The following is a 24,628-nucleotide window of genomic DNA, read 5'->3' on the forward strand; positions in this document are numbered from 1 at the left end:
ACCTTGCCTTAGTTGCGGATGGCCCAGAACTGCAGGTCCAGCCCCGGAAAAACCCCGGCGATGTGCATGGCAAAGCCGGCCGACTGGCTCAGCAATTGCCAATATTCACTGCTGCGATCGAGTTCGAAATAGGTAAAGCCGGCATGAAACGGCAACTGCCGTGGCGCCACCGGCAAGGGGCGCAAACCAATACCGGGCAATTGCAGGTTGACCAGGTCGCGGATCTTCTCTACCGAGCCGATCTTGACCTGCGGCGGAAAGCCGTTGCGCACGCTTTCAGCGGACATCTGCGCCTGCACCGCCAGAATAAACGTGGCCGAGCGCAGCAACTCCTGGTCCGGCAGCACGGCCACGCGAATGCCGTATTGGCGCTCCTCCAACGGGATCGCGATGGCGCGTACATCCATCACCGCCGACAATGCGCGGCGCAGGTCGAGCATCACCGGGGCGAAGGTTTCCGCCAGCGCGCCGTGGCGGTACACCGGGTACGCGGCCGCGCGTTTATCGTCACGGGTAAAGGTCGCCAACTCACCGGCCAGGGCCGCGAGATCGCGGTACAGCTGCTCAGGGTGCAAACCGGTCATGGCCGACAAATGCCGCACCAGCGGCAGGCTGCGGTTGAGCACCTGCAACAGCAGGAAATCGGCGATTTCCGCCGCGCCGCTGCCATCCGGCCGGGTCAGGCGCGAGGCCAGCGCCTCAACTCGTTGCTGCAGCAGACCGAGCAGCTCATCGACAAACGCACGCAAGCGCTCGGCGGCGCGAATGTCCAGGCACGGTGGACAGTACTCGCGGTCGAGCACCACGCTTTTATCCGCGCGTTTTTCCACCACATGGGCAATGCCGAGCACCGTGTAGGCATCGGCCACATCGCCTTCAAACGCCAGGCGCAAGCGCAGTTTGCCGATGCTCATCAGCGCGCTGCTGTCCAGGCCATTGCTGTCCCAGGCTTCGTATTCACTGCTGCGGTGGCGCGCGAAATTTTCAAAGCTTGGGTTGTCGTCAACCTCCGCCACACCGGGGCGCAGGCTCGGCAAAGCCAGCACAACCTTGAGGTCACGGGCGTCGTCGGGGATCTCCAGCGGCAGCGGCATGGCATCGTCAAACGGCAGGCCCACCGGCGTGCCGTCGGGCAATATGCCGCTGTAGGCGAGCAGCGACAGCTTGCCCATGGCCAACTGTTGCGGGTCGATTTGCACGTTGGAAAAGCCCCAGCCGTAAGCACGCAAGCTGGCCACGCGGGCTTCCAACTGGGCCTGCAAAAAACGGTCATGTTGCTGCAGGTGCTGAGGCTGCAGCAACATGCCTTCGGACCAGACTACTTTGTTATTCCAGGACATAAATTCTTCTCTCAACTTAACCAGGGGTCTTGCGGCGAGCGGGCTTGCTGTGGCGAGCGGGCTTGCCCCGCGTTGGGCTGCGCAGCAGCCCCCTACTGCCTCATCCGCGCCACCTGTTCCTCATAAGCCTTGGAAAACAGCTCCCCAAACAGCCGCTGCAAATCCTCGTCAGCATCCCGCGCCAGGTCTTCGTAGCGCTCCACCAGGCGATCCCACAAACGCGCCTTGCGCCGCGCCGGCATCCATTTGTCGAGCGCGCCGTGGGTGGTGCGGCGCTGCTCGACCCGCGCCGGGTCAAAGCGCTGCACCACGGCGCCAAGGGCTGCACGCATGCCGGCGATCACCGCCAGCTCATGGGCCTTGAGGTCGTCGAAAGACGCATTGAGTGCCTTGACCGGGCGCATATAGGCCGGCGAATCACCGTTAAGCATCTGGGTCAGGGCGCTGTCGGCGTCGGGAAAGAACTTCAGCGGGTTGTTGGAATAGGCGCCGATCATGGTCATGTCGATATGACTTTCACGCTTGGTCAGCGCGCGGGCCATGAGCACATCCATGGTGCCGCCGGTGGCGGCGCGCAGCATTTCGCCGACCAGTTGGGCAAGTTCGGTGGGCGCACGGGCGGTGTGCAGGTCGGGCAAACCCAGGCCCGTCAGCAGCGCCTGCAGCACCGCGCTGTCACGGGTGGGCGCGGTCACTGTGGGAGTGGGCTTGCTCGCGAAGGTCTCAGGGGCGCTGAGTTTTTCCTGGATCACCTCGTTATCGTTCACCTCTATCGCGGGCAAGCCGGCTGCCACATTTGAATCGCGAGCGACCGTGGGTTCGGTGGACAGGCCAAAGAGCGGGTCGTAATCATCCGGGATCACTGGCGGCTCGGCCTGCCACAGCGGCTTGTTGAACGCCTGCATCTGAGGCGCCACATGGTCGCTTTCGGTGCCGCGAAAAACCGGGGTCAGCGAGGGATTCAAACCCAGCGGGTCCGACAGCGGCATCGCCCCATCGAATAACGAATGGCCTTCCAGAATCCGCGCGCCTGCCAGGTCGTCGTGCAGCACCACCGGCACCACCACCTGCGGGTCGCGCAACAGCGGTGGCGGCACCTCCAACGGTGGCAACGGCGCAGCGACCGGGGCCGGTGGCGGCACAAACAGCGGCGGCAGGATGCGCGTCGCCAAAGCATCGTCTTCGAGCACCGGCGCCGCGGGTTGCCCCAGGCGCACTTCCAGGCTGTAATCGCCAATCACCAGACGATCACCCGCCTCCAGCAACCGCTCCCGGCCATTGCCCAGCGGCCGCTCATTGACCAGGCTGGGGTTGCTGCCGGTGTCGGTCAGGTAAAACTGCTCACCACGCTGCTCGACGCGCGCGTGTACGCGCGAGATGTATTTGCCCGGATCGTCCAGGGTCAGGTCATTGTCCGGCCCACGCCCGATAGAACCACCGACCTCGGTAAAGCGGCAGATCACCTCGCCGGGCATCGGTTGGTCACGGTAGCTTTTAACCAGCAGGATCAGGTTCATAACGGGCTCCACAAAGGGTTATTTGCCATCGTCGGCCTCCTTGGGCGGCAGCGGCACGCCGGCAGGTCCGGTGGCCGCGGTCAGGGCCAGGGCGGTCGCCGCCGACGCGGCTTCGGGCAGCGGCAAGGGGATGATCGAGGCGAGGATCATCGCCGGGGTCAGGGTGAGGAAGGTCGAGCCGACTTTCAGCGTGATGGTGGCGCCGGCTTCGATCACCACGTTGGCACCGCCCTTGATGTACATGTCCAGGCCCGCAGTGACGCCGGTCTTCAGGCCGCCGTTGATGATCATGTTGGCGCCGGCGGCCATCGACACATCGCCGCTGGCCTTCTCATTGCGATGGCCACCGACCGCCGAGTGCCGGTCGCCGCCGACTTTCTCGCGCAGGTCCTGATCGACCCTGGAATGGCGGTCACCACCGACCCAGTCCAGAGAATCCTTGAGCACGCGCTGGTCGAGGTTTTTCTGCGCGTGCAGGAACACCTGCTCCGCGCCCTTTTTGTCTTCAAAGCGCAGCTCGTTGTAACCACCGCCGCCCTTGGACGAGTTGCTCTTGAGGGTGGAGCGCGTGGCGTTTTCCGGCAGCGCATACGGCGGCATGGTGTCGGCGTTGTAGACACTGCCGGTCACCAGTGGCTGGTCGGGATCACCCTCAAGAAAACTCACCACCACTTCCTGGCCGATGCGCGGCGTATACAGGCTGCCCCAGCGCTTGCCGGCCCAGCCCTGGGCCACGCGAATCCAGCACGAGCTGTTTTCATCGCGCTTGCCCTCGCGGTCCCAGTGGAACTGCACCTTGATGCGCCCGTATTTATCGGTCCAGATTTCCTCGCCCTGCTTGCCCACCACCAGGGCAGTCTGCGGGCCGTGCATCAGCGGCTTGCGCGTTACACAGGGCGCACGGAACTGCTGCTGGCGCGACAGCGCGACGAACTCGCAGCTCAACACCGGCGCAGGGTCGGCCGGCGGCGTCGGTTCGTAGGTGTCGGACGACAACGCGTAACGCGCCTCCAGCAGCAGGAACTGTGCGTTCTGCTCGCTGCGCGGGTGCTCGGTCAAGGTCATCAGCGCGCCGGGAAACAGCCCGCGCGCACGGGTGGCGCCCGTGACGCGCTGGGTGCCGGTGTGAAGCGACTCAATCAGGGTGCGCGCGTAGGTTTCGCCGTTTTTGCGCTCGGTGTATTTGCCCGGGTAGTCGTATCGCTCATGGCGCGCCTGCGGGTAACTGCCGGCCAGGGTCGATTTGGCCAACAGGTTGGCGCTGGGCTTTTCGAAGTCGAAATCCTGCAAGGTATAGCCGCCCGGCTCCACATCGCCGCCCATGCGCCAGTCGTAGATCACTTCGCTTTCGCGCATGGCGTGGTCTTCGGCGGGCATGAACCGCACCTGGGCATAACCCGGCGCCGGCGAGTGCGCGCCGTAGGCGTCGGCCAGCACCAGCGTGTGGCGCCCGGCAGCACTCTTGAAGTAGTAGTAGATGCCCTCCTGCTCCATCAGGCGGCTGACAAAGTTGAAATCGCTCTCGCGGTATTGCACGCAGTAAGTCAGCGCCTTGTAGCTGCCACTCAGGCCCGAGGTGTCGACATCGGCGATGCTGTAGGGCGCGAACACCTGCTTGAGGATGTCCGGCACGCTCAATTCCTGGAAGATCCGGCAGTCGCTGGCCAGCGTCAGGAACCACAGCCATGGCCGCAGCACCGCCTTGTAGGTGGAGTAGCGGCCCTGGCGCGTGCTGAACGAAAAGTGGCTGACATGCCCACTGAAGTAACGGCTGCCGCCCTTGGGCAAGTCCACCGCCACGCTCATCTGGGTGGCCAGCAGGTCGTCGATATTCAGGTCGGCGCGCTCGCTGTACAGCTCCAGGTGGTACTCACTGAGCCGGGACAACCCCTCCGTCGCCTGCATGCGCCGAAACAGCAGCACATCGGCGCCGAGGGTGCTGGTGACCTGGATCTCGCGATGAATCTGAGTCGTTGCCATAGGGGTTACCTCGCAGCCTCGCTGAACGCGTAGGCAAACTCGCCGCCTTCGACACTCACCCGCACATGAGTGGCCGGTGTGCCCTGCAACAAGCGATTGAGGAATTCGGTACTGATTGCCGGCAGCATCGCGTTGGTGAGGATGGCGTCGATCATCCGCCCACCGCTTTCCAGCTCGGTGCAGCGGCTGGCAATCAGCTGCATGACCTCCTCGCTCCAGGTGAACGGGATGTTGTGGTTATCGGCGATGCGCTTCTGGATGCGCCCCAGTTGCAGGCCGATGATGCTGCCGAGCATGGCGTCGCTCAGCGGGTAATACGGGATCACCACCAGGCGCCCGAGCAAGGCCGGCGGGAACACTTCCAGCAGCGGTTCACGCAAGGCCTTGGCGATGACATCCGGCGAGGGCATAGTTTGCGGGTGACGGCACAGGCGGCTGATCAACGGCGTGCCGGCGTTGGTGGTCAGCAGGATCAAGGTGTTCTTGAAATCGATGATCCGACCTTCGCCGTCTTCCATCCAACCCTTGTCGAACACCTGGAAAAACAGCTCATGCACATCCGGGTGAGCCTTCTCCACTTCGTCCAGCAGCACCACGCTGTAAGGCTTGCGCCGCACCGCCTCGGTCAAGACGCCGCCCTCGCCGTACCCCACGTAACCCGGCGGCGCACCCTTGAGCGTGGAAACGGTATGCGCCTCCTGGTATTCGCTCATGTTGATGGTGATCACGTTCTGTTCGCCGCCATACAGCAACTCGGCCAAGGCCAGGGCGGTCTCGGTCTTGCCCACCCCGGACGTGCCCGCAAGCATGAACACGCCGACCGGTTTGCCCGGGTTATCCAGGCCCGCGCGGGAGGTCTGGATGCGCCGCGCGATCATTTCCAGTGCATGGTCCTGGCCGATGATGCGCTGGCCCAGGCGCTCGGCCAGACGCAGTACGTTGTCGATTTCATTCTTGACCATGCGCCCCACCGGAATGCCGGTCCAGTCCTGCACCACCGAGGCCACCGCCTGCTCATCGACGCTGATCAGCACCAGCGGGTGTTCGCCCTGCTGCGCCGTCAGCTCGTCCTGCAACTGATGCAGTTCCGCCAGGCCCGCCTCGCGCTCGGTTGCGTCCGCAAGCTGGCGGCGCAGCCGTTGAATCTGCTCGACCAGCGCCAGCTCGTTGTCCCAGCGCCCTTCCACCTCGTCCAGGCACTCACGTTCGCTGGCGAGTTGGGCGTCGACCGAGGCGCGGCGGCTGGTTGTGTCCACGCCAATTGCGGTTTCACGCTCGATGATCTCCAGCTCGGTTTCCAGAGACTCGATGCGCCGACGGCGGTCATCCACCTGCGCGGGAGTGGCGTGCAGGCTGATGGCGACGCGCGCGCAGGCGGTGTCAATCAGGCTGACGGCTTTGTCCGGCAACTGGCGCGCCGGGATGTAACGGTTGGACAGGCGCACCGCCGCCGCCAATGCCGAATCGAGGATGTGCACCTGATGGTGGTTCTGCATGGTCTGCGCGATGCCGCGCAGCATCAGCAACGCGCGGGCCTCGTCCGGTTCATCGACCTGCACGGTCTGGAAACGCCGGGTCAGCGCCGGGTCTTTTTCGATGTGTTTTTTGTACTCGGCAAAGGTCGTCGCGCCGATGGTGCGCAGCGTGCCACGCGCCAGCGCCGGCTTGAGCAAGTTGGCCGCATCGCCGGTGCCGGCAGCGCCGCCCGCGCCGACCAGCGTGTGGGTTTCGTCGATAAACAGCACCACCGGTTTGACGCTGGCCTGCACTTCATCGATCACCGAACGCAGGCGCTGTTCGAACTCGCCTTTCATGCTGGCCCCGGCTTGCAACAGGCCCACATCCAGGGCGAGCAGTTGCACGTCTTTGAGGCTCGGCGGCACATCACCGCGAGCAATGCGCTGGGCAAACCCTTCAACCACGGCGGTTTTGCCGACGCCCGCCTCGCCCACCAGGATCGGGTTGTTCTGGCGCCGCCGCATCAATATGTCGATCACCTGGCGGATCTCTTCGTCGCGCCCGACGATGGGGTCCATCGTGTTGCCGCGCGCTTGTTCCGTGAGGTCGACGGTAAAGCGCTTCAAGGCTTCCTGCTTGGCAGGCGCGACTGCGCCGATGTCTTCGCCGGGCAACTGATAGCCATCGCTGGCGGTCATCTGCGCCTCGGGCGAGGCGTTGAGCAACGCGGCGAACCGTTCGCTCAAGTCATCGATGCCGACCTTGTTGAACTCGCGGGACACACCGTACAAACCGTTGCGCAGGCTCGGGGTTTTCAGCAGCGCCAGCAGCAAGTGGCCGGAACGCACCTGGGATTCACCGAGCATCAAGGTGGCGTAGACCCACGCGCGTTCAACGGCTTCTTCGACCTGCGACGACAAGTCGGTGACCGACGTTGACCCCCGTGGCAAGCGGTCAAGCGCCGCGGTCAGGTCACGTGCCAATACGGCAGGGTCGATGCCGTAGTGACGAACCAGGCGCAGCAGGTCCGAGTCGCTCAATTGCAGGATCTGCTGCAACCAGTGCACCAGCTCCACGTAGGGGTTGCCGCGCAGCTTGCAGAACACCGTACTGCTTTCGATCGCCCGGTAGCACAGGCTGTTGAGTTTGCCGAAAAGCGCGACGCGACTGATGTCAGCCATGGGCAGGTCCTTGAGAAGAGATGCGAGGGTTGATCAGCAACTGCCGATCATCGTGTTCGGGGGTTTGGCTGCTCAGCCAACTGGTCCAGCCCAAAGGCGCGGAACCGAGGCGCAGGCCGGGTACTTGGTCTTTCTTGACGATCAGGTTGACGTCCCAATCCATGGCCAGGCCGACGTATTGGCGCACCCAGTCCTGCACGCGTTGCAGGCTGTCGCCGCCGGGTAACAGGCGGCGGGTCTGGGCCAGGTCCAGAGGGCCGATCAGCAGGCGGAATTTGTGCTGGGTGTTCCAGACCTTTTTACCCATCACGGTGGTCTGGCCGAGTACGGCAGCGTCGGGGCCGCTGCGCAGTGCACACAGGCCATCGGCGGGCAGCGTCATCCAGTGGCCGACAAATTGCTCGACCCGTACCGGCACGCCGAGGTAGTCGCTGAGCAATGCCGCCAAGCCTTCGGCATTGCGCGTCTGCGGGCCCAGGCGCCCGGCAAAATGCAGCTTGGCCACGTCCGGCACGGCATTGCGGTTGAGCAGCGACGGCTGGCCGATGCCGATCAACGAACCCAGGTACTGGGCAAAGCGATCCGCCCCCGGCCGGTCCAGGCTGACCGCCGGCTGCGCGCTGGCCCAGGCGCGGTAAAACAGGCTGATCATGCGGTGATGGAACACATCGCAGAACGCGGCCAGCGTTGGGTCATTGAGGTTGCGCTGGCGGTCGCGAATGTACTCGGTCAGATGAATCGGCAGCGGGCCATTGGCGCCCATCAGGCCGAAAAAATTCAGCAGCAGTTTCGGCGTAACGCCAGGCTTGAGTGCCGCGATCATCGCCGGCTCGAACGCCAGCGACGGTTGCTGGCCGAACCGCACCGCCTCATCCGCCGGGCGCGCGGCGTGGCCGATCCGCGGCAATTGCGGGTGGGCGCACTCCAATTGGCGCAGCGCAGCATAGAAATCAAAACGCCCCGGGTGCGCTTCAAGGGCACTGAGCAGGGTCAGAGGATCTCGCATCTGCCCACCCGCGCCGGCCACTGCATGATCACGCCACGCGCGGTGCTTTTGATGACGGTTTCGGTGAACGAATTGAGCGACACGTACTTGGCAAAAAACTGCTCCAGCACCGAACCCAATACAAACACGCCGGCGCCTTCAAAGGCCGACTCGTCCAGGGTCACGCACACCTGCAACCCCCGGCCATACGTGATCGGCCCCGGCAATGGCAGGCGCCGCACAATGCTGTCGGCGGTGACTGAGCGCAGGCCTTCGATCTGTTTGTGCGCGGCCTCATCGTCAACGCGGCAATACAGGCGCAGCAGGTCGCGCAAAGCGATGGCGCCCTGCTCCTTGTCCTGATCGAGCAGCGACAAATAGTTGAGGGACAAGTGGCTGACCAGCCGCCACGCCGTCTCGCCTTCGGCAAACGATGGCGCCGGGACCGTCGGCCCTGCCACGCAGCGCACCGACTGCACCGGCGCGCCGGATTCGACGGTGAAGTCGGTGCGGCCGCTGCCCACCGGCATGCTCAGCACCAGGTCGCGGTTGCTGCACAGGGTGTCGATGCCCAGTTGGCGCAGATCACTGCGGTGCGGCGCCTCTTGGGCGTCGACCAGCGACAGGAACAGTTCGCTGCCGATGTAACTGGAGCGCGGCCCTTGCCGTCGCTGTTGCTCGGACAGTACACGCGCGTCGCGGCGCAGCTGATAAAACGCGTTCGGTGGCGTGCGGGCGTGCAAGTCGTCGGCGCGATAAAACGACTCGAAGGTCTGGCTGGCCTCGGCGCCGCTGCCATAGCCGGTGACGCTTTCGATCTGGTAAATCTCGTAATCCATCGGCCGCGTGCGGTCGGGAATCACGTGATATTCCGATTGCTGGTCCGACAGGTGCACACGCTCGGTGCGCATCGGGAACAGGTTGATGGCCGGCGTGCAATACAGGCCGAAGTTGGCGGCGCTGAGGCTTTGTTCCAGCACCGGGTCGAGCTTCTTGAACAGCACGATCACGTCCAGTTGCTCGGCAGTGCAGCGACTCACACTGTTCGCCAGCCCCGCCACTTCGGCAAACATGAACCTCTGCGGCATGGCGAAGTATTCCTGCAGCAGTCGATAGCCCTGGAATGAACGCGGGCCGCTGGGCAGCAAGGCTTCGCTGTCGCTATAACCGACGCTTCGAATCGCGCTTTTGGGCAGGAACTGGTGCCAGTCCACGTGTTCCTGCACTGGCATCACCAACACACCGGCGGCCTGCGCCAGCAGTTGTTCGAGGATGCGCGAGGGCATGGCTTCGCCGCCGCGAATGTGCAATGGCAGGCTGTCCAGGGCCAGGTCGCTGAAGGTCAGGCCGGCGCCGACGCGCAAGCGCAGACGCAGCGCCGCCTTGACGCCGCCCAGGCGTGACAGGTCGATGCCGGCCACGTGTGCGCCGCAGGCAAAGTAGCGTGCCTGGACCAACTCCACCGGCCACAGGGTTACGTCATGGGCCGTGCGAAACTCGCAAGCGGTCTGGTCGCCCTTGCCTAACTGGCTGTGCAACGCGGTATCGCGCGGCACCTTGAAACCTGCAGCCAGGCTGCCTTCGCTCATGTCCGGTTGCAGCTGCACCACGGCCATCGACGGGGTGGGCGCCAGGTATTGCGGGTAAACCAGTTCCAGCAGGTGATTGGTGAAGCGTGGAAACTCGGCGTCGATCTTCAGCTGCACCCGCGCCGCAAGAAAACTGAAACCCTCCAGCAGCCGCTCCACGTACGGGTCGGCACAGGCGTAGGTCTCCAGCCCCAGGCGACCGGCCACCTTGGGGTAGTCACGGGCAAATTCGCCGCCGACTTCGCGTAGGTGAGCCAGTTCACGTTCGTAATAGCGCAGCAGTTTGGCGTTCACCGCACGTCCCTTGTCTCGATATCAAAGACCCTCGCCTCACCTGCTTCCAGGTCGAGTTCGGTCTTCAGGTACAGGCGCTCGGGCAACGGTTGGCCCCAGAGTTCGCCATGAATTTCAAAGGCCATCTGGTTGGGACTGGCCGTCACGCCCGAGGGCGCCACCGGCACCACGCGCACGCTGTCGCGTAAAATCCGCGGTTCGAAATCCCAGATCGCCTGGCGGATGCGCCGCCCCAGCGCTTCTCGGTCCAAACCGGCGGCGGTCTTGCCGGCAAGATCCGGCAGACCAAAATTGACCACTGACTGCACTGCCAGCGGGTGCGCGCTCAGGTCACGAAAACTGCCCAGGCTGGTGCTGTTGAGCAGCCATCCCAAGTCCCGCAACACCGCCTTGCGCAAGCCGCGCATGGACAGCACGCGCTTGTCGCGCGGCTCCACGGCGTGCTCGGTGTCGTCATCGCTCAGGCGATCGAGCAAGGACGGCTGCAAGCGTTCGCGACTGGTGAGTTCAGCCATGGTTCTCAATCTCCATTACCGCTGTGGTATGCAGGCTTGTCGTGGCGAGCGGGCGTGCCCCGCGTTGGGGCGCTAAGCGGCCCTGAAACCTGCCGCCGCGGGCATCCGCATCCGGTAGAAACGCGGTGTGTGTGATGGGGCTGCTTCGCGGCCCAACGCGGGGCAAGCCCGCTCGCCACAGCAAGCCCGCGCACCACAGGAAACCCTCCACCCAACAATCCGGCTCGCCACAGAGGGCCGGCGTCAGATTTTCTGGTTCTTCTCCAGGTCCCACTTCTTCGGCGTGCCGGTGATCACGGTGTCGCCGGTGAAGGAGTCGTACTCGTAGCTGATGGTGGTGAAGTTGATCGAGAAGGTTTCGCTGGGGCGCTCGCCGTTGCTGCTGGCGGAGTAGGAGCTGATGATGGCTTCGCCGAGGATCAGCTTGAGGAACACTTGCTGTTTCTTGTCCGGGCCGCCGGTCTGGATGAAGTGGATTTCGGCATCGCCCAGGCTTTTACCGCACACCGCCTGCATGAACAGGTCGGCCGACGCGAGGTCGGTGGCCTTGGTCATGGAGATTTCCGAGAACGACGGGTTGCTGGTGTCACGGTCGGTGCCGCCGCCGCTGATGGAAATCGCGCGGCCCACGCCCATCTGGATCGCGTCGATGGTGATCCAGTCCTTATGCGCGTCGACGGTGGAAGTGCCCTTGATTTGGGTGCCTTTGAAGTTAAGCAGGATCATGGTGGTTACCTTTCAGGTTGATCAGTTGGATTTGGTGGACGGCAGCTTGGAGACCAGGCGCAGGGACACGGTCAAGCCTTCGAGTTGGTAGTGCGGGCGCAGGAAAAACTTGGCGCCGTAGTAACCGGGGTTGCCCTCGATTTCTTCCACCACTACTTCGGCGCCGGCCAGCGGTTTACGGGCTTTGTCGGCGTCGGTGGCGGTGGCCGGGTTGTGTTCGACGTAACGGCCGATCCAGTTGTTGAGCCACACCTGCATGTCGTCGCGCTCTTTGAACGAGCCGATCTTGTCGCGCACGATGCACTTCAAGTAGTGAGCGAAACGGCACGTGGCGAACAGGTACGGCAGGCGCGCGGCCAGGTTGGCATTGGCGGTGGCGTCGGGGTCGTCGTACTCGGCAGGCTTGTGCATCGACTGCGCGCCGATGAACGCGGCGAGGTCGCTGTTTTTCTTGTGCACCAGCGGCATGAAGCCGTTTTTTGCCAGTTCCGCTTCGCGGCGGTCGCTGATGGCGATTTCAGTTGGGCAGGTCATGTCCACGCCGCCGTCGTCGGTTGGAAAGGTGTGCACCGGCAGCCCCTCCACCACACCACCGGACTCGATGCCGCGAATCTGCGAGCACCAGCCGTAGTGTTTGAACGAGCGGTTGATGTTCACCGCCATTGCGTAAGCGGCGTTGGCCCAGGTGAAATCCTTGGCGCCGGCCGCGTCGGTGGTTTCTTCGAAATCGAACGCTTCGACCGGGTTGGTTTTGGCACCGTAGGGCGCGCGGGACAGAAAGCGCGGCATGGCCAGGCCGACGTAACGCGAGTCTTCACTGGCGCGAAAGCTGCGCCAGGCGGCGTGTTCCGGGGTCTGGAAGATCTTGGTCAGGTCACGCGGGTTGGCCAGTTCCTGCCACGACTCCATCAGCATCACGCTGGGGTCGGCAGCCGTGATCAGCGGGCAGTGAGCGGCGGCGCTGACGCGGGCCATCTGGGTCAGCAGTTCCACGTCCGGCGCACTGTTGTTGAAGTAGTAATCCGCGACAAAGGCGCCATACGGCTCGCCGCCGAACTGGCCATATTCTTCTTCGTACAACTTCTTGAAGATCGGGCTCTGGTCCCAGGCCACACCCTTGAACTTGCGCAGGGTTTTGTGCACTTCGTTCTTGGAGATGTTCATCACCCGGATCTTCAGGGTTTCGTCAGTCTCGGTGTTGTTGACCAGGTAGTGCAGGCCACGCCAGGCGCTTTCCACGCCCTGGAATTCCTCGTGGTGCAGGATGTGATTGACCTGTTCGGTGAGCTTCTGGTCGAGGGCGGCGATCAAGCCCTCGATGGTGCCCAGCACGTCGTGGGGCATCAGTTGCGTGCCTTGCAGCGCTTGCTCGGCCAGGGTGCGCACGGCGGTTTCCACCGCTTCCTTGGCCTTGTCGGTCTTGGGCTTGAACTCTTTTTGCAGCAGGCTTGCGAAGTCGCCAGCGTCGAATTCCGTGGCCGGGGCAAGTTGCCCTGGCTGTTCCGATTGCGGGGTGGACATGACGGTATCCTCAAATTTTGGGCAAAGCGTCCCCGTACCGGGGCAAACGAGGCGCCGGCGCAGGTAACGGTTATTCAGTTATTCGGGCTGCTTGGGCGCACTGCTCAAGGCTTGCATCACACTCGGATCGCTGAGCAGCTTGGCCAGCAATTCCTCTGCGCCGACTTTGCCGTCCATGTAGGTCAGCAGGTTCGACAGCTGGCTGCGCGCGGTGAGCAACTGGTTCAGGCTCGGCACCTTGCTGGCGATGGCAGCCGGGGTGAAGTCGTCCATCGATTCAAACGTGATTTCCACCGGCAGGTTGCCTTCACCGGTCAGGGTGTTGGGCACCTGGAACGCCACGCGCGGCTTCATGGACTTGAGACGATCGTCAAAATTGTCGATGTCGACTTCCAGGAACTTGCGCTCGGCCACCGGCGGCAACGGCTCGGCCGGCTTGCCGGAGAGGTCCGAAAACACCCCCATGACAAAGGGCAACTGCACGGTTTTTTCCGCGCCGTAGATCTCCACGTCGTATTCGATCTGAACGCGCGGCGCACGGTTGCGGGCGATGAACTTCTGACTGCTTTCTTTGGCCACAGGAAAAGCTCCGGTGAGTGGGGTTGATACAAAAAGGCTCAGGTGTCGCTGTTGCGAATACCGCTGACCAGCGCCAGTTGCGCGAGGCCATCGGGTGCGAGGTCTTGCAGCAATTCCATGAAATTCTTGTCGATGAGGTTCTTCGCCCGCTGCAGTAAAAACGGCACCGGGCTGGCGGGCTCGAAAGTCTGGAAATACGTGCACAGACGGTCGATGGTCTGGCGTGCGTCTTCACGGCTGTTGATTTCTGCGCGCAGTGCCTGCGGGGCGACGGCCACGGCGGCGGCTGTAACGCCAGCCGGCATCGCCTCGGCTGGCGCGGCACCTGGCAAGTGGCGGCGGATCACGTCACCGGCGCGGCGCAGGAGTGTGGCCAGCCCGCTGAGGTCGATGGCGCGGCCGACGCCGACCTTCTCCGTCAACAACTGTTCGATCTGCACACTGAGCGTCAACGCCTGTGCCAGCGCGTTGTCAGTGGCGTTGAGTTCGACGGGGTCGGCTTCGGCAAACGCGCCTTCGATCATCGCCAGGCTGACGCTCTCGCCCTCCTCGCCGCTCGCCAGTTCGACCTGGCGCAAGCTGACCGCGCCCACGCCACGGGCGCTGACCAGCGGCGCATCGAGCACGTCGCGCAACACACCGGCAGGCTCGCACAGGAACGCGAGAATATTGATGCGCAGCAACGGGTCGTTGTCGTCATCGGGGTCGAGCTGCGGGTGCAAGCCCTGCCAGCAGTTTTCCAGCAAGGCATGGATCAGCCCAAGGCCAGCAGCCAGGCCGGGAATGCCGTGCAGGTTGAGTTGAGCGCGGGTCAGCCAGATCGCCAGGCGCAGGTCGCGGCTGCGCTCCATCAATGGCAGCGCCAACAGCATCACCCGTTTCCAGCTTGGCTCGATGGCCTGGGTGATGGTGTCGCCATACTGCACCTCGGGTTTGCCGAGGGCTTCTTCTTCAAGCTCAAGGAACTGGGGGTCGTATTCGAAGTTCTGGCCACAGCCGTCGGCTTCGCCCAAAGGCTGGGCCAGTGCGGTGAAATCCAGTGGTTGAGCGTCGGTGGACAGGCCCATCGTACTTCCCTCGTTCAAGTTGTTCTGGGGATAGAACAAGCGAGGGAAATGATTTATTCCGCAGCGTGGGAAAAATTCTTAGTGGGCGCTCTGTTCGTTGATGCGCCGGCGGTGAGATTCCGCGTAAGCCGCCTGGCGTGCCAACAGCAACGGGTCGTCCGACGGCCCGATACCCGCTGGCAATTGGAGGGGGTTGAAGTCCGCATCGCGGCAGGCGCCCTCCACCTGGGACTGCTGGCTGTCGATGACCAGCACGCCGGCGTCGATCTGGCGGCGCCCCTCGGGCCAGCGCACGGTGGCGTCGGTGGTCACATCGCCGGGTTCGGCCAGGGTAATCATCAGGTGCCAGCGTACGGGGCCTTGCTCCAGTTGCGTGGCGAAGCCGAAGGCGAGGAAATCCGGGTCGCTGGACTCAGCGGCTGTCATTGGTTTGTAAGGCGTCTCTGGCACCATGCTCCAGCGCACGAAGTGCACCTGGCCCTGGGCGCTCGTCATGCGGAAGGCATTGACGCTGTAATAGGCGGTGTTGTCGAACCCGGATGAGCCAGGATGGGCCGCAAGCCACGTCTCGAACGGACGCATTTCTGGGTGAGCGCTTTTGAAGGCCTGCATCTTTTTCGGATCGGGCCCGGTGCCGCCGTATTCAGGGATCGAGGCGCGCAACTGCTCGTACAGACCCTCGGGCGTATTCACGGGGAACACCGGCACGGAATTCATCGCCATGTACCAGGTCTCGCCGTCATCCCCGGCCAGGCGCAGCGCCATGCTGCGGATCATGCCGTGCGCGTCGGCTTGCGCCGGGTCGCCGCCGGCTGCCGACAACCGGCCGATCAGCGGCACCATGCCAGGTTGTAACAAGGACGCGCGTGAGATCTCTAGAGCATTACCGGTGCTTTCAAAATGGCCGCTGATGCATTGGCCCTTGGCATGGTTACGACGAAAGCCCTGATGGGCACCACCGGCAACAGCTTCCATCTCATCGACGATTTTCGCGGCCGTGGGTGACGGGGAATGGAAAGAAGGCAACAGCCAGGCGCCGAGGCCTGCAAATACTACGGCAGCGAGGGCAAGACGCAGGCGATGGCTATTTTTCAGCAGAGATGGTTTTTTCATCAAGCTATCTGGGATCACGACATTGAGGACCAATGCCCGACCCCAGCATGGTCATTTCTGGATGGAGGCGATCCACATCGGTGCAGGCACGTCAGCAAACAGCGGGGCGGCACTTCGGTCGGCGACAAGTCGGGCAATGGCGTTAAGGTCTACACCTTGTTCGGGCTCGCCAATCAGCGCGTAGCCCAGTTCAGACTGGCGCCAGGTTACTACGTTCATCTGCGCAACGCTTTGCTGAGCGATGGACTGGTCCGGCTTGGGCTCTTTCATCACACACAACGCAACCGGCGCGCCATTGGCCGGCAGGTACACGAGCTGAATCAACGCCTTGTTGTTGAAGCGCAGGCGCTGCACACGCTTGAAGGTCAGGCCCGCGGAACTCAGGTCTGGAACGCGCAGGGCCAGGCCGTCGATATCGCGGATATCGGCCAGGGTCTTGGTCACCACATCCGTCGGCTGGGCGCCGTAGGCAACGGTTTCGCGGGTATAGAGATGCTGGTAGGCCGCAGCTTGTTGCACCCACGGCGACGTCTGGGCAACCGTCGGTGCAGCCGCGTCAATGCCAGGCTTGAGCGCGCCGTTGAACGCACCAACCTGAAGCACCAGCGCATAGCACGCTGCACCAGCAACGAACGTCAACGCCGGCCAGGCAAATTTAGGTTGGAGGAACGCGAACAGACGAGAAAAACCGCGGTCTGTCTTCTCGGCAGCGGGATGCGCAGCGGTGGTTTTGGTCTCCCCGGCCGCCGAATGCTGAGCTGCCAGCGCGGCAATACTGAGCTTGAGGCTCTCCGGAACAGGCGGCACATTCTGGCGGGCAAACGCTTCCTCGTAAGGCAGGCAGGAAGCCATCAACCGAGAGACTCGCTGAGCCAGGTCCGGCGAAGCTTCTATGAGCCGCTCAAGCTCCTGGTTCTGTTGCGACGAAAGCTCGCCGTCAACATAAGCCATTAGCAAGGCATCATCCGCTACCATGGGGTTATCTCTCCGTTGTCCTGATCAATTTCTGCTGTGTGATTCTCGACCTTGTGGGTCGAAGCGGCGAGTCAGCGGGTAGCAACAAGCCATCATATTGACATCAACTTTGCCGTTGCAACAGGTCAAAAAAACTTTAGAGCAATCGGCAAATACTCTGTGACACGTACAAATACTTTAAGAGAACACCCTGGAATTGAAAATATTCCCAGGGCCGAATAAATCTTATATGTTTCACCATGTGTCGGGGTAGTTTTCCTGACACGATTGTCAGAATTATTGGCCTAGTACCTGCATAAGCTGTCAATAACCTTTCAATGCCTGTCGAATTGACACATTTTGTTTACGGCTTGATACAATTCACCGTCACCCCAAGGACCCTCAGCACCGCAAAAAGGACGCCGCGACACAGGCATCCGCTACGGTATCGACCTCGTAGCCTGACCTCAGCATTTTAGGCATCAAGAAATAAAAAGAGGAAATATGTCGATCACCGGTGCTGACTTACCCGCACTGCTTCCAGAACTGCTGCCGCGCCTTTGGGCGTTCGCGCTGCGCATTTCCGGTGACAAGCACGATGCCGAAGACCTGGTTCAGCTCGCCTGTGTCCGCGCGCTGGAACGCTCTCATCAGTTGCAGCCCGATACGTCGGTGCTGAGCTGGATGTTTTCGATTGTCCATTCCACCTGGATCAACGAGCTGCGCTCGCGCAAGGTGCGCAGCCGTTCGCGCATGGACTGGAACGATGAATTCCTGGAAACCGTCAGCGACCCGGAGGCGCCCAATCCGGAATCCGACCTGATGCACCGGCAGATTATCGAAGCGGTCCACAAGCTTCCCGAAGGCCAGCGCGAAGTCATGCTGCTGGTGGGTGTGGAGCGCTTCAGCTACAAGGAAGCCGCCGAGATGCTCGACCTGCCGATCGGCACCATCATGAGCCGGTTGTCGCGTGCGCGTCAGGCGATCGGCGCGCTTTTTGATTCGCCAAAAAGCAAACCTTTGCGCGCTCGGCCAGAAAACTCGTCGGCGTCCTGAAACCGCTCTAAACCGGCATCCTGACGGGACTACCCGACGGACTACGCCGCCCCACCGCCCTCCCCGCGAAACGCACTGGGGCTTACCCCCGTCCAGCGTTTGAAGGCTCGCCGAAAACTGCGCACATCGCTGTAGCCGACCGCCTCGGTGATACGTTCGATAGACAGCCCCGGATTCCCCAGCAACCCCATCGTACGCGCGCGTCGCACTTGCTCAAGCAAGGCCTCGAAGGTCAGCCCGTGTTCGGTCAGGCGCCTGCGCAGGGTGCGGCCACTCATGTTCAGGTCACTGGCGACCTTCTCCAATTGGCTGGCGTGCAAGTCCCGCGAAATTGCGCGCTCCACGGCCTGGATCAGGTCCATCTTCTGGTGCAGTTGGGCGCTTTCCAGCTCGAGTAACGCCAGGGCCTGGCGCAACGCCAACGGATGGTGATTGGGCAAGCGCACGTCCAGCCAATGAGGCGCCAACACCATTCGGTTGTGCAGGCAGCCAAAACGCACATCGGCCCCGAACAGGCGTTGATATTGAGCAGCATAAGGGGGCGCAGCGTGCACGAACTCCACCCGTTGCGGCATGAAATCAGCGCCGACCAAGGCGCGGCCGTAGACCATCAGGCTGGCAAAGAACTCCTCGGCAGCAAACACCTGCACTGGCGCAAACGGCAGCAGGCATTCGACCTCGACGCACACTTCATCAGCGCTTTCATGGGTACGGGTGGTGGCGATGCCACCGGAGGTGTGCTGATGCCGCTCGCCAATGGCAAAGGCATCGCGCAGGGTCTTGCACAGGGAAATCACATGGCCGAGCAAGCCGAGGGTGCCCAGCACATTCTGATGGCCCACCCACAAACCCAAGCCCTGATCGGGTAACACCTTGAGTGCGCGCTGGATCATCGCCGCGGCCTGACGGTAGGAGATGCGTTGGGCGGGGTCATCCAGGTCGGCCAGGGCAAACCCCAGTCCACGGCAGAGGTCTTCGGCATTCGCGCCCCTCTGCGTCACCACCTGCCCGAGGGTTTGCAACAGGAACGGCGACACCAGCGCCAGTTCGAACTGCGGGTCAACGGCTTTCCTTTGCATGGCTCACGGGTTCCTGACTGAGTACTTCAGTACTTGTTTTAGAAACATCCTGTTAATCATAGGCGCTTGCAAGTGCCGCTGCATCCTGAGTGAAACCTGTCCGGCAAAGTCCCCCTATCTGGCCGCCAAAACCCTGCCCTGCCGGGCGTTGAGGGCTTATTTCTAATGGCCAGCCGTGCCCTAACAATAATAATGAGGCCAGACATGAACCCCACCCGTGCGCTTCACCCGCTGCAAGTCGCGCTGTTGAGCCTGCTCAGCCTGCCGGCGCTGGCCACCGAAGGCGGCGTCGACAATATCGGTCCGGGCACCGATGGTTTCTACATCCTGCCGCTGGACGTGAACAACCTGCCGGACCACATGTTCGCGTTCAACCTGTATTACAACCACTACGAGGCCCGCACACTGGACATCAGTTCGCTGGGTGGCAAAGTGTCCGAGGTGCGCATCAAGTCGGACGCCATTATTCCGCGCCTGGATTACCTGAGCCCGGTGCGCGTGTTCGGCGGGCGCCTGGGCGGCTACATTGCCCAGCCGTACCTCAAGCAACAGGTGTCACTGTTCGGTATGTCGGACACGCGCGAAAGCATGGGCGACACCACCCTGGCGCCGATCATCCTGTGGGACATGGGCAAGCACCTGACCCTGGCTGCCGCACTGGAAATCACCCTGCCCACCGGCGAATACGACGCCGCGCGCCTGGCCAATACCAGCAACAACTTCTACACCTACAAGCCGCTGGTATCGGCGACCTGGCTGCCCAACCCGCGCACGGAGCTGTCGATCAAGACGACCTACAGTTTCAACGAAGAGAACCACGACACGGATTACCGCTCCGGGCAGATTTTTCACTTCGATTATTCGGCCAGCTACAAGGTCACCGACAACCTGAGCCTTGGGGTCAACGGCTATTTCCTCAAGCAGACCACCGACGATAAGCAGTACGGGCGCACCGTGGTGAATATCTACGGCGAAGATGTGAATGACGGCGTACGTGGGCAGGTGTTTGCCATAGGTCCGGCGGTGTATTTCACCTTCCTCCAATACGCCAGCGCAGAGGTGCGCTGGGCCAAGGAGTTTGATGTGAAAAACCGGCCGGAAGGCGACATGCTGTGGGCCAAGCTGACGATTCCGTTTGCCTTGTGAGGCATTCGGGTCGTGGGCAAATCCGCTTTTTAAGCAGGGAGCACCTAAGATCACTCGCCCAGCCGGGGCGGCCTGAGCCTCCAATCGTGGCCCGAGACGCCCCGTGCCCCCTGCCATGGAGCGTGCCCTAACGAGGCTGCAACAGCAGCGCCACCAACGCACTCCAGCCAGTTTGATGCGAGGCGCCCAGACCGCGCCCGGTCTCCCCGTGAAAATACTCATGGAACAGCACCAGGTCGCGACTGGCCGGGTCCGCTTCCAGCTGCGCATACCCCGCCATCGACGGACGCAGCCCGTCCTCATCCCTCAGGAACAATCGCGTCAGACGCTGACTGAGGCCGTCTGCAACTTCTTCAAGGGACGCCAGATAACCACTCCCGGTCGGGTACTCCACCGAGAAGTTATCCGCGTAGTAGCGATGAAACTCGCGCAACGACTCGATCAGCATGTAGTTCACCGGCATCCACAAGGGCCCGCGCCAGTTCGAATTGCCGCCGTACAACCGTGAGTCCGACTCGCCCGGCTGGTAGCGCGCGCACAAGGTGTCGCCATTCATCTTCAGCGCCAGTGGCTCTTGGGCAAACGCCTTGGACAAGGACCTCACACCAAAGCCTGACAGAAACTCCTGGTCATCCAGCATGCGGCGCAACAAATCCTTGGTCCGTTCGCCACGCAACAGCGCCAGCAACAGGCGATTGCCCTGCCCCGGCTCGTTCCAGCGCGACACCAACTTGGCCAAGTCCGGCCGGTGATGCATGAACCCCAGCAGCCGCTCACGCAAGCCTTCCAGGCCTTCATGTTCGCGCTGCTCCAGCACCAGCACGGCAAACAATGGCATCAGGCCGACGATGGAACGCAAGCGCACCGGCTCGTTCTGGCCGTCGGGGCGGTGCAGCACATCGTAGAAGAACAGGTCCTGCTCATCCCACAGCCCTTCGGCGCTGTCGTCGACGCGGTTGATGGCGCCGGCGATGTACAGGAAATGCTCGAAAAACTTCACCGCAATATCGACGTACACGACATTGCGCTTTGCCAGCTCCAGCCCGATCCGCATCAGGTCCAGCGCGTAGGCCGCGACCCACGCCGTGCCGTCGGCCTGATCCAGCTGGTAACCCGGCGGCAAGGTCGCCGAGCGGTCGAACAAGGCAATGTTGTCCAGGCCCAGGAACCCGCCCTGGAACAGGTTGCGGCCCTCGGCGTCCTTGCGATTGACCCACCAGGAAAAATTCAGCAGCAGCTTGTGGAAAATCCGCTCCAGAAAATCCATGTCGCCGACACCCGTCAACGCCTTGTCCTGCTGATACACCCGCCAACTGGCCCAGGCATGCACCGGCGGGTTGGCATCGTCAAAACGCCATTCATACGCCGGCAGTTGGCCGTTGGGATGCATGAAGCGGTCCTTCACCAACAGCAACAATTGCTGCTTGGCATACCCGGGATCAATCAGCGCAATCGCCACCGCCTGAAAGCCCTGGTCCCAGGAGGCGTACCACGGGTATTCCCAGGTGTCGGGCATGGAGAGGATGTCGAAGTTGGACAGGTGCCGCCAATGGGTATTACGGATGTGCAGGCGCTCGGGCGGTGGCGCCGGCTGGGCAGGGTCGCCGTCGAGCCACTGGTTCACGTCGAAATAGTAGAGCTGTTTGGACCACAGCAGACCCGCCAGGGCCTGGCGCTGCACATTGCGCGCATCCTCCTCGCTGATGCCGTGTTGCAAGGCCGCGTAGAACTGATCGGCCTCCTCGCGGCGCTGTTCGAACAGCTTGCGCGCGTTGATCTGCGGCGCATCGGTGGGCGCAAACCGCAGGTACAGGCTTTTACTTTCAAGGCCCGCCAGTTCGAGGATGAAACGCGCGGCGACCTTGGTGCCCGCATCGCGGCGAATCGCCGACTGCACGCCATCGACCACGTAATCGTTGATGCCATCCTTGAACGGCCCGGGTGCCGGTTGCCCGTCCAGGCGCTGATAGTTGCTCTCGTTTTCACAGAACAACCACTCCACCCCGTCCTGGCCCCAGGCGCTGAGGTGGCGATCGGAAAGTTCATGATGACGGGCCAGTACCTGTTCGCCGTCCAGGCGCAACTGCGGCTTGGGCGCATCCAGGGTCCAGCTCCAGTCATTGCGCGCCCACACCTGGGGCAACACCTGCAGGCGCGTCGGCTGGTCCGAGCGGTTATGCACGGTGACGCGCATGAAAATATCGTCGGGCTGATGCTTGGCGTATTCGACGCTGACATCGCAGTAGCGGTTGTCTTCGAACACGCCCGTGTCGAGGATTTCGTACTCGGCATCCGCAAGCCCACGGCGCGCGTTCTCGGTGGTCAGGTCGGCGTAGGGGAAGGCCGCATGCGGGTATTTGTAGAGCATGCGCATGTAGGCATGACTGGGTACGCCGTCGACGAAAAAGTACAGTTCCTTGACGTCTTCACCGTGGTTGCCCTCGGCGTTATTCAAGCCGAACAACCGCTCCTTGAGGATCGTGTCGCGCTCGTTCCACAGCGCCAGGCCCAGGCACCAGCGTTGCGCCTTGTCGCTGAAACCGGCCAGGCCATCTTCGCCCCAGCGATAGGCGCGGCTGCGCGCGTGGTCATGCGGGAAGTAGGCCCAGGCATCGCCGTCTGCGCTGTAGTCTTCGCGCACCGTGCCCCATTGGCGTTCACTCAAGTACGGGCCCCACTCGCGCCAACGCTCGGCCTCTGGCGTCGCCAGGCGTTGGCCCTCAATCGTTTCAAGGATGTTGGTTACGGGTGTGGCCGTCATTGGGTCCTCCATCACTGACACAGTGACGGGCAGTGTAGAACCCATCCACGCTCGGATGCACATGAAGTCTCATCCACCCCGGCAAAAAAAAGAGGCCGCTGATCAGGCGGCCTCGGTTTTTTCAACGCGGTAAACGTGCGAGCGTGCTTAGAAGATCGCGTAGGTGTAGTTGAAGATCAGGCGGGTTTGATCCTGATCCGCGGTGCCGGTGTTGTGACCGTGATAAGTACCGGTCCGGAAGGTAGTGCCGAAGCCTTTGAGCGGGCCTGCCTGCACGACGTAATCCAGGCGGAAGTCGGTTTCATTTTCTTTCTGGTCAGGGCCGCCGGCGACTTTGGACTTGATGTCCGTACCGTCCAGGTAAGCCACGGAAGCTTTCAGGCCGGGTACGTAGGCCTTGAAGTCATACGAGTACTGACCAAAGTTGACTTGCTCGCCCGCACGGGAGAACTGGCCAACCACGGCGTCGGTGAACAGGTAGAAGTCGCTGCCGCCCGCGCCTTGTTGCTGAGGGTCGGCGAGGCTGCCCTGGTTGACCCAGACGAAGCCGCCGTCGTCGCTCACGCCGATGTGGCCGAGCATCAGGCTGCTGCCGCCCAGTTGGTAGGTGAACGCGGCGCTGTAGGTTTTGTTGTCCACCTCGCCAGCATGCTTGGCGTAGCCACCGTTGTTGTTGAACGCGTAGCCGCTTTCGCCATTCTTGCCGTCGCTGGTGCTGTCGAAGTAGCGCAGGTCAGTCTTGAACGATTGGTCATTGCCCAACGGCAACACGTGGACCAGGCCGAAATAGTTCTGTTTGTAGAAGTCTTGCAGGTTGGCGTAGTAGTACTGCAGCGTCAGGTTTTTCGCGATGGCGTTGTCGGACGAGCCGAACGGTTTGTAGTCCACACCACCGAACTTGAAGCTGTCGCTGTCGCGCGTACCGCCAGCCACACTCAGGCCCGTGGAGTTACTGGACGCACGGCCTTCGGCCTTGTTCAGCTCACCGCCGGTGAAGGTTACGTTCGGAATGTCGCTGGAGGTGAGGATGCCGCCGTCAAAGGTCTGTGGCGCAACACGGCTGTCGTTGGAGACCAGAATAGGCAGCACCGGGGCCAAACCACCGCCGACGTGCAACTCGGTCTGGGAAATACGGAATTTCACGTTGCCGGCGGCGCGACCGAAACTGTCGGCCGGTTCGGTGCCGTTGTTCTTGGTCGGGAAGAAGCTGTTGCCGTTCCCCGCCAGCCCTGGGCCTGCGGCGTGACCGTCGCCACCATCAAGACGCAAGGCGCCGAACGCCATGACGTCGAAACCGACACCAAGGGTGCCTTGGGTGTAGCCGGATTTGTAGTCAAAGCGCAGCAATGTCGCAGCTTCGCGCAGATCGTTGCTGGTCCCCGAGCGGTTGTCTGCGCTGTAGTACATGGTCCGCGAACTGATGGCGGCGTGGCTGTCTTCAAGAAAGCCACTGTGACCTGTGCCCGTGCCCAGAGAACCGAGCCCGAAGTCATCAGCGCAGGCGTGTTGCGCGAGCAATGCAGCGGTGATGGATAACGCCAGTGTAGAAATTTTCATGTGTGACGGCCCCTAAACATTTTTTTATGTGCGTTGTGTGCAAAACGGCGTTTTCATCCCTACAAACGTGACGATTGTTTCATGAGGACCGGGGCGCACCTCGTGAAGAATTTGTTAGAAAAGTGCCGGTGAAAATGAAATTTCGTCGTCAGCGTTTTTTGTCATATTCACGTCATCTCATTCATTTGCAGAATGAAGTCCAGAGGATTC

18 protein-coding genes are annotated in these 24,628 nt (G+C 62.3%); 2 read left to right on the forward strand and 16 right to left on the reverse strand.

Features of this window, described 5'->3' with window-relative positions; translation table 11 throughout:
* Positions 1 to 8: 8 nt before the first annotated feature.
* From tssK to AACU78_RS03770, 13 genes are all read right to left on the reverse strand, one after another.
* Entirely contained in the window at positions 9 to 1,340 is a 1,332-nt protein-coding gene (gene tssK / locus AACU78_RS03710) for a type VI secretion system baseplate subunit TssK (protein WP_106579880.1), read from the reverse strand.
* A gap of 92 nt (positions 1,341 to 1,432) precedes the next feature.
* A complete protein-coding gene (tagH, locus tag AACU78_RS03715; RefSeq protein ID WP_106579881.1) occupies positions 1,433 to 2,857 on the reverse strand; it encodes a type VI secretion system-associated FHA domain protein TagH in 1,425 nt (474 codons plus the stop codon).
* 18 nt (positions 2,858 to 2,875) lie between these two features.
* A complete protein-coding gene (locus tag AACU78_RS03720; RefSeq protein ID WP_106579882.1) occupies positions 2,876 to 4,837 on the reverse strand; it encodes a type VI secretion system Vgr family protein in 1,962 nt (653 codons plus the stop codon).
* A gap of 5 nt (positions 4,838 to 4,842) precedes the next feature.
* The gene (tssH, locus tag AACU78_RS03725) at positions 4,843 to 7,476 is read right to left on the reverse strand and encodes a type VI secretion system ATPase TssH (protein WP_106579883.1); all 2,634 of its coding nucleotides are present in this window, start codon (positions 7,474 to 7,476) and stop codon (positions 4,843 to 4,845) included.
* Positions 7,469 to 8,482, reverse strand: coding sequence for a type VI secretion system baseplate subunit TssG (gene tssG / locus AACU78_RS03730; protein ID WP_256587041.1), 1,014 nt, complete (start codon positions 8,480 to 8,482; stop codon positions 7,469 to 7,471). The genes tssH and tssG overlap by 8 nt, the downstream gene beginning before the upstream one ends.
* Positions 8,467 to 10,344 (reverse strand): type VI secretion system baseplate subunit TssF, encoded by a 1,878-nt coding sequence (gene tssF, locus AACU78_RS03735; protein WP_106579885.1) that lies wholly within the window; start codon positions 10,342 to 10,344, stop codon positions 8,467 to 8,469. The genes tssG and tssF overlap by 16 nt, the downstream gene beginning before the upstream one ends.
* A complete protein-coding gene (tssE, locus tag AACU78_RS03740) occupies positions 10,341 to 10,859 on the reverse strand; it encodes a type VI secretion system baseplate subunit TssE (RefSeq protein ID WP_106579886.1) in 519 nt (172 codons plus the stop codon). The genes tssF and tssE overlap by 4 nt, the downstream gene beginning before the upstream one ends.
* A 243-nt stretch (positions 10,860 to 11,102) precedes the next feature.
* Complete coding sequence (locus AACU78_RS03745; protein ID WP_078743332.1) at positions 11,103 to 11,585, reverse strand: Hcp family type VI secretion system effector; 483 nt, start codon at positions 11,583 to 11,585, stop codon at positions 11,103 to 11,105.
* A gap of 21 nt (positions 11,586 to 11,606) precedes the next feature.
* Positions 11,607 to 13,106 (reverse strand): type VI secretion system contractile sheath large subunit, encoded by a 1,500-nt coding sequence (gene tssC / locus AACU78_RS03750; protein ID WP_106579887.1) that lies wholly within the window; start codon positions 13,104 to 13,106, stop codon positions 11,607 to 11,609.
* Positions 13,107 to 13,184: 78 nt separating this feature from the next.
* Complete coding sequence (gene tssB, locus AACU78_RS03755) at positions 13,185 to 13,685, reverse strand: type VI secretion system contractile sheath small subunit (RefSeq protein ID WP_106579888.1); 501 nt, start codon at positions 13,683 to 13,685, stop codon at positions 13,185 to 13,187.
* A gap of 38 nt (positions 13,686 to 13,723) precedes the next feature.
* Complete coding sequence (gene tssA, locus AACU78_RS03760) at positions 13,724 to 14,752, reverse strand: type VI secretion system protein TssA (protein WP_106579889.1); 1,029 nt, start codon at positions 14,750 to 14,752, stop codon at positions 13,724 to 13,726.
* A 78-nt stretch (positions 14,753 to 14,830) separates the two neighbouring features.
* Positions 14,831 to 15,865, reverse strand: a complete 1,035-nt coding sequence (locus AACU78_RS03765) for a catalase family peroxidase (protein WP_177410127.1) — start codon at positions 15,863 to 15,865, stop codon at positions 14,831 to 14,833.
* Positions 15,866 to 15,916: 51 nt separating this feature from the next.
* Positions 15,917 to 16,816 (reverse strand): anti-sigma factor family protein, encoded by a 900-nt coding sequence (locus tag AACU78_RS03770; protein WP_250212335.1) that lies wholly within the window; start codon positions 16,814 to 16,816, stop codon positions 15,917 to 15,919.
* Positions 16,817 to 17,323: 507 nt separating this feature from the next.
* On the opposite strand from AACU78_RS03770, the gene AACU78_RS03775 reads away from it, so the two are divergent.
* Positions 17,324 to 17,875, forward strand: coding sequence for an RNA polymerase sigma factor (locus tag AACU78_RS03775; protein WP_106579891.1), 552 nt, complete (start codon positions 17,324 to 17,326; stop codon positions 17,873 to 17,875).
* Between the two features lie 41 nt (positions 17,876 to 17,916).
* Here AACU78_RS03775 and AACU78_RS03780 read toward each other — a convergent pair whose 3' ends face one another.
* Positions 17,917 to 18,954, reverse strand: coding sequence for an AraC family transcriptional regulator (locus AACU78_RS03780; protein ID WP_106579892.1), 1,038 nt, complete (start codon positions 18,952 to 18,954; stop codon positions 17,917 to 17,919).
* Positions 18,955 to 19,158: 204 nt separating this feature from the next.
* On the opposite strand from AACU78_RS03780, the gene AACU78_RS03785 reads away from it, so the two are divergent.
* Positions 19,159 to 20,100, forward strand: coding sequence for a SphA family protein (locus tag AACU78_RS03785; protein ID WP_106579893.1), 942 nt, complete (start codon positions 19,159 to 19,161; stop codon positions 20,098 to 20,100).
* A 127-nt stretch (positions 20,101 to 20,227) separates the two neighbouring features.
* On the opposite strand, the gene AACU78_RS03790 is transcribed toward AACU78_RS03785, so the two are convergent.
* Positions 20,228 to 22,861, reverse strand: coding sequence for an MGH1-like glycoside hydrolase domain-containing protein (locus AACU78_RS03790; protein ID WP_106579894.1), 2,634 nt, complete (start codon positions 22,859 to 22,861; stop codon positions 20,228 to 20,230).
* A 147-nt stretch (positions 22,862 to 23,008) separates the two neighbouring features.
* Entirely contained in the window at positions 23,009 to 24,418 is a 1,410-nt protein-coding gene (locus AACU78_RS03795; RefSeq protein ID WP_106579895.1) for an OprD family outer membrane porin, read from the reverse strand.
* Positions 24,419 to 24,628: the final 210 nt, after the last annotated feature.

The organism is Pseudomonas sp. R9.37 (genome assembly GCF_963878885.1).
Taxonomy (GTDB): domain Bacteria; phylum Pseudomonadota; class Gammaproteobacteria; order Pseudomonadales; family Pseudomonadaceae; genus Aquipseudomonas.

Coding starts and splice junctions, on each gene's coding strand:
- tssK (WP_106579880.1), bottom strand. CDS start 1,340: ATGTCCTGGAATAACAAAGTAGTCTGGTCCGAAGGCATGTTGCTGCAG.
- tssC (WP_106579887.1), bottom strand. CDS start 13,106: ATGTCCACCCCGCAATCGGAACAGCCAGGGCAACTTGCCCCGGCCACG.
- AACU78_RS03765 (WP_177410127.1), bottom strand. CDS start 15,865: ATGAAAAAACCATCTCTGCTGAAAAATAGCCATCGCCTGCGTCTTGCC.
- AACU78_RS03780 (WP_106579892.1), bottom strand. CDS start 18,954: ATGCAAAGGAAAGCCGTTGACCCGCAGTTCGAACTGGCGCTGGTGTCG.
- tssA (WP_106579889.1), bottom strand. CDS start 14,752: ATGGGCCTGTCCACCGACGCTCAACCACTGGATTTCACCGCACTGGCC.
- AACU78_RS03790 (WP_106579894.1), bottom strand. CDS start 22,861: ATGACGGCCACACCCGTAACCAACATCCTTGAAACGATTGAGGGCCAA.
- AACU78_RS03785 (WP_106579893.1), top strand. CDS start 19,159: ATGAACCCCACCCGTGCGCTTCACCCGCTGCAAGTCGCGCTGTTGAGC.
- tssE (WP_106579886.1), bottom strand. CDS start 10,859: ATGGCTGAACTCACCAGTCGCGAACGCTTGCAGCCGTCCTTGCTCGAT.
- AACU78_RS03770 (WP_250212335.1), bottom strand. CDS start 16,816: ATGGCTTATGTTGACGGCGAGCTTTCGTCGCAACAGAACCAGGAGCTT.
- AACU78_RS03745 (WP_078743332.1), bottom strand. CDS start 11,585: ATGATCCTGCTTAACTTCAAAGGCACCCAAATCAAGGGCACTTCCACC.
- AACU78_RS03775 (WP_106579891.1), top strand. CDS start 17,324: ATGTCGATCACCGGTGCTGACTTACCCGCACTGCTTCCAGAACTGCTG.
- tssH (WP_106579883.1), bottom strand. CDS start 7,476: ATGGCTGACATCAGTCGCGTCGCGCTTTTCGGCAAACTCAACAGCCTG.
- tssG (WP_256587041.1), bottom strand. CDS start 8,482: ATGCGAGATCCTCTGACCCTGCTCAGTGCCCTTGAAGCGCACCCGGGG.
- AACU78_RS03720 (WP_106579882.1), bottom strand. CDS start 4,837: ATGGCAACGACTCAGATTCATCGCGAGATCCAGGTCACCAGCACCCTC.
- tagH (WP_106579881.1), bottom strand. CDS start 2,857: ATGAACCTGATCCTGCTGGTTAAAAGCTACCGTGACCAACCGATGCCC.
- AACU78_RS03795 (WP_106579895.1), bottom strand. CDS start 24,418: ATGAAAATTTCTACACTGGCGTTATCCATCACCGCTGCATTGCTCGCG.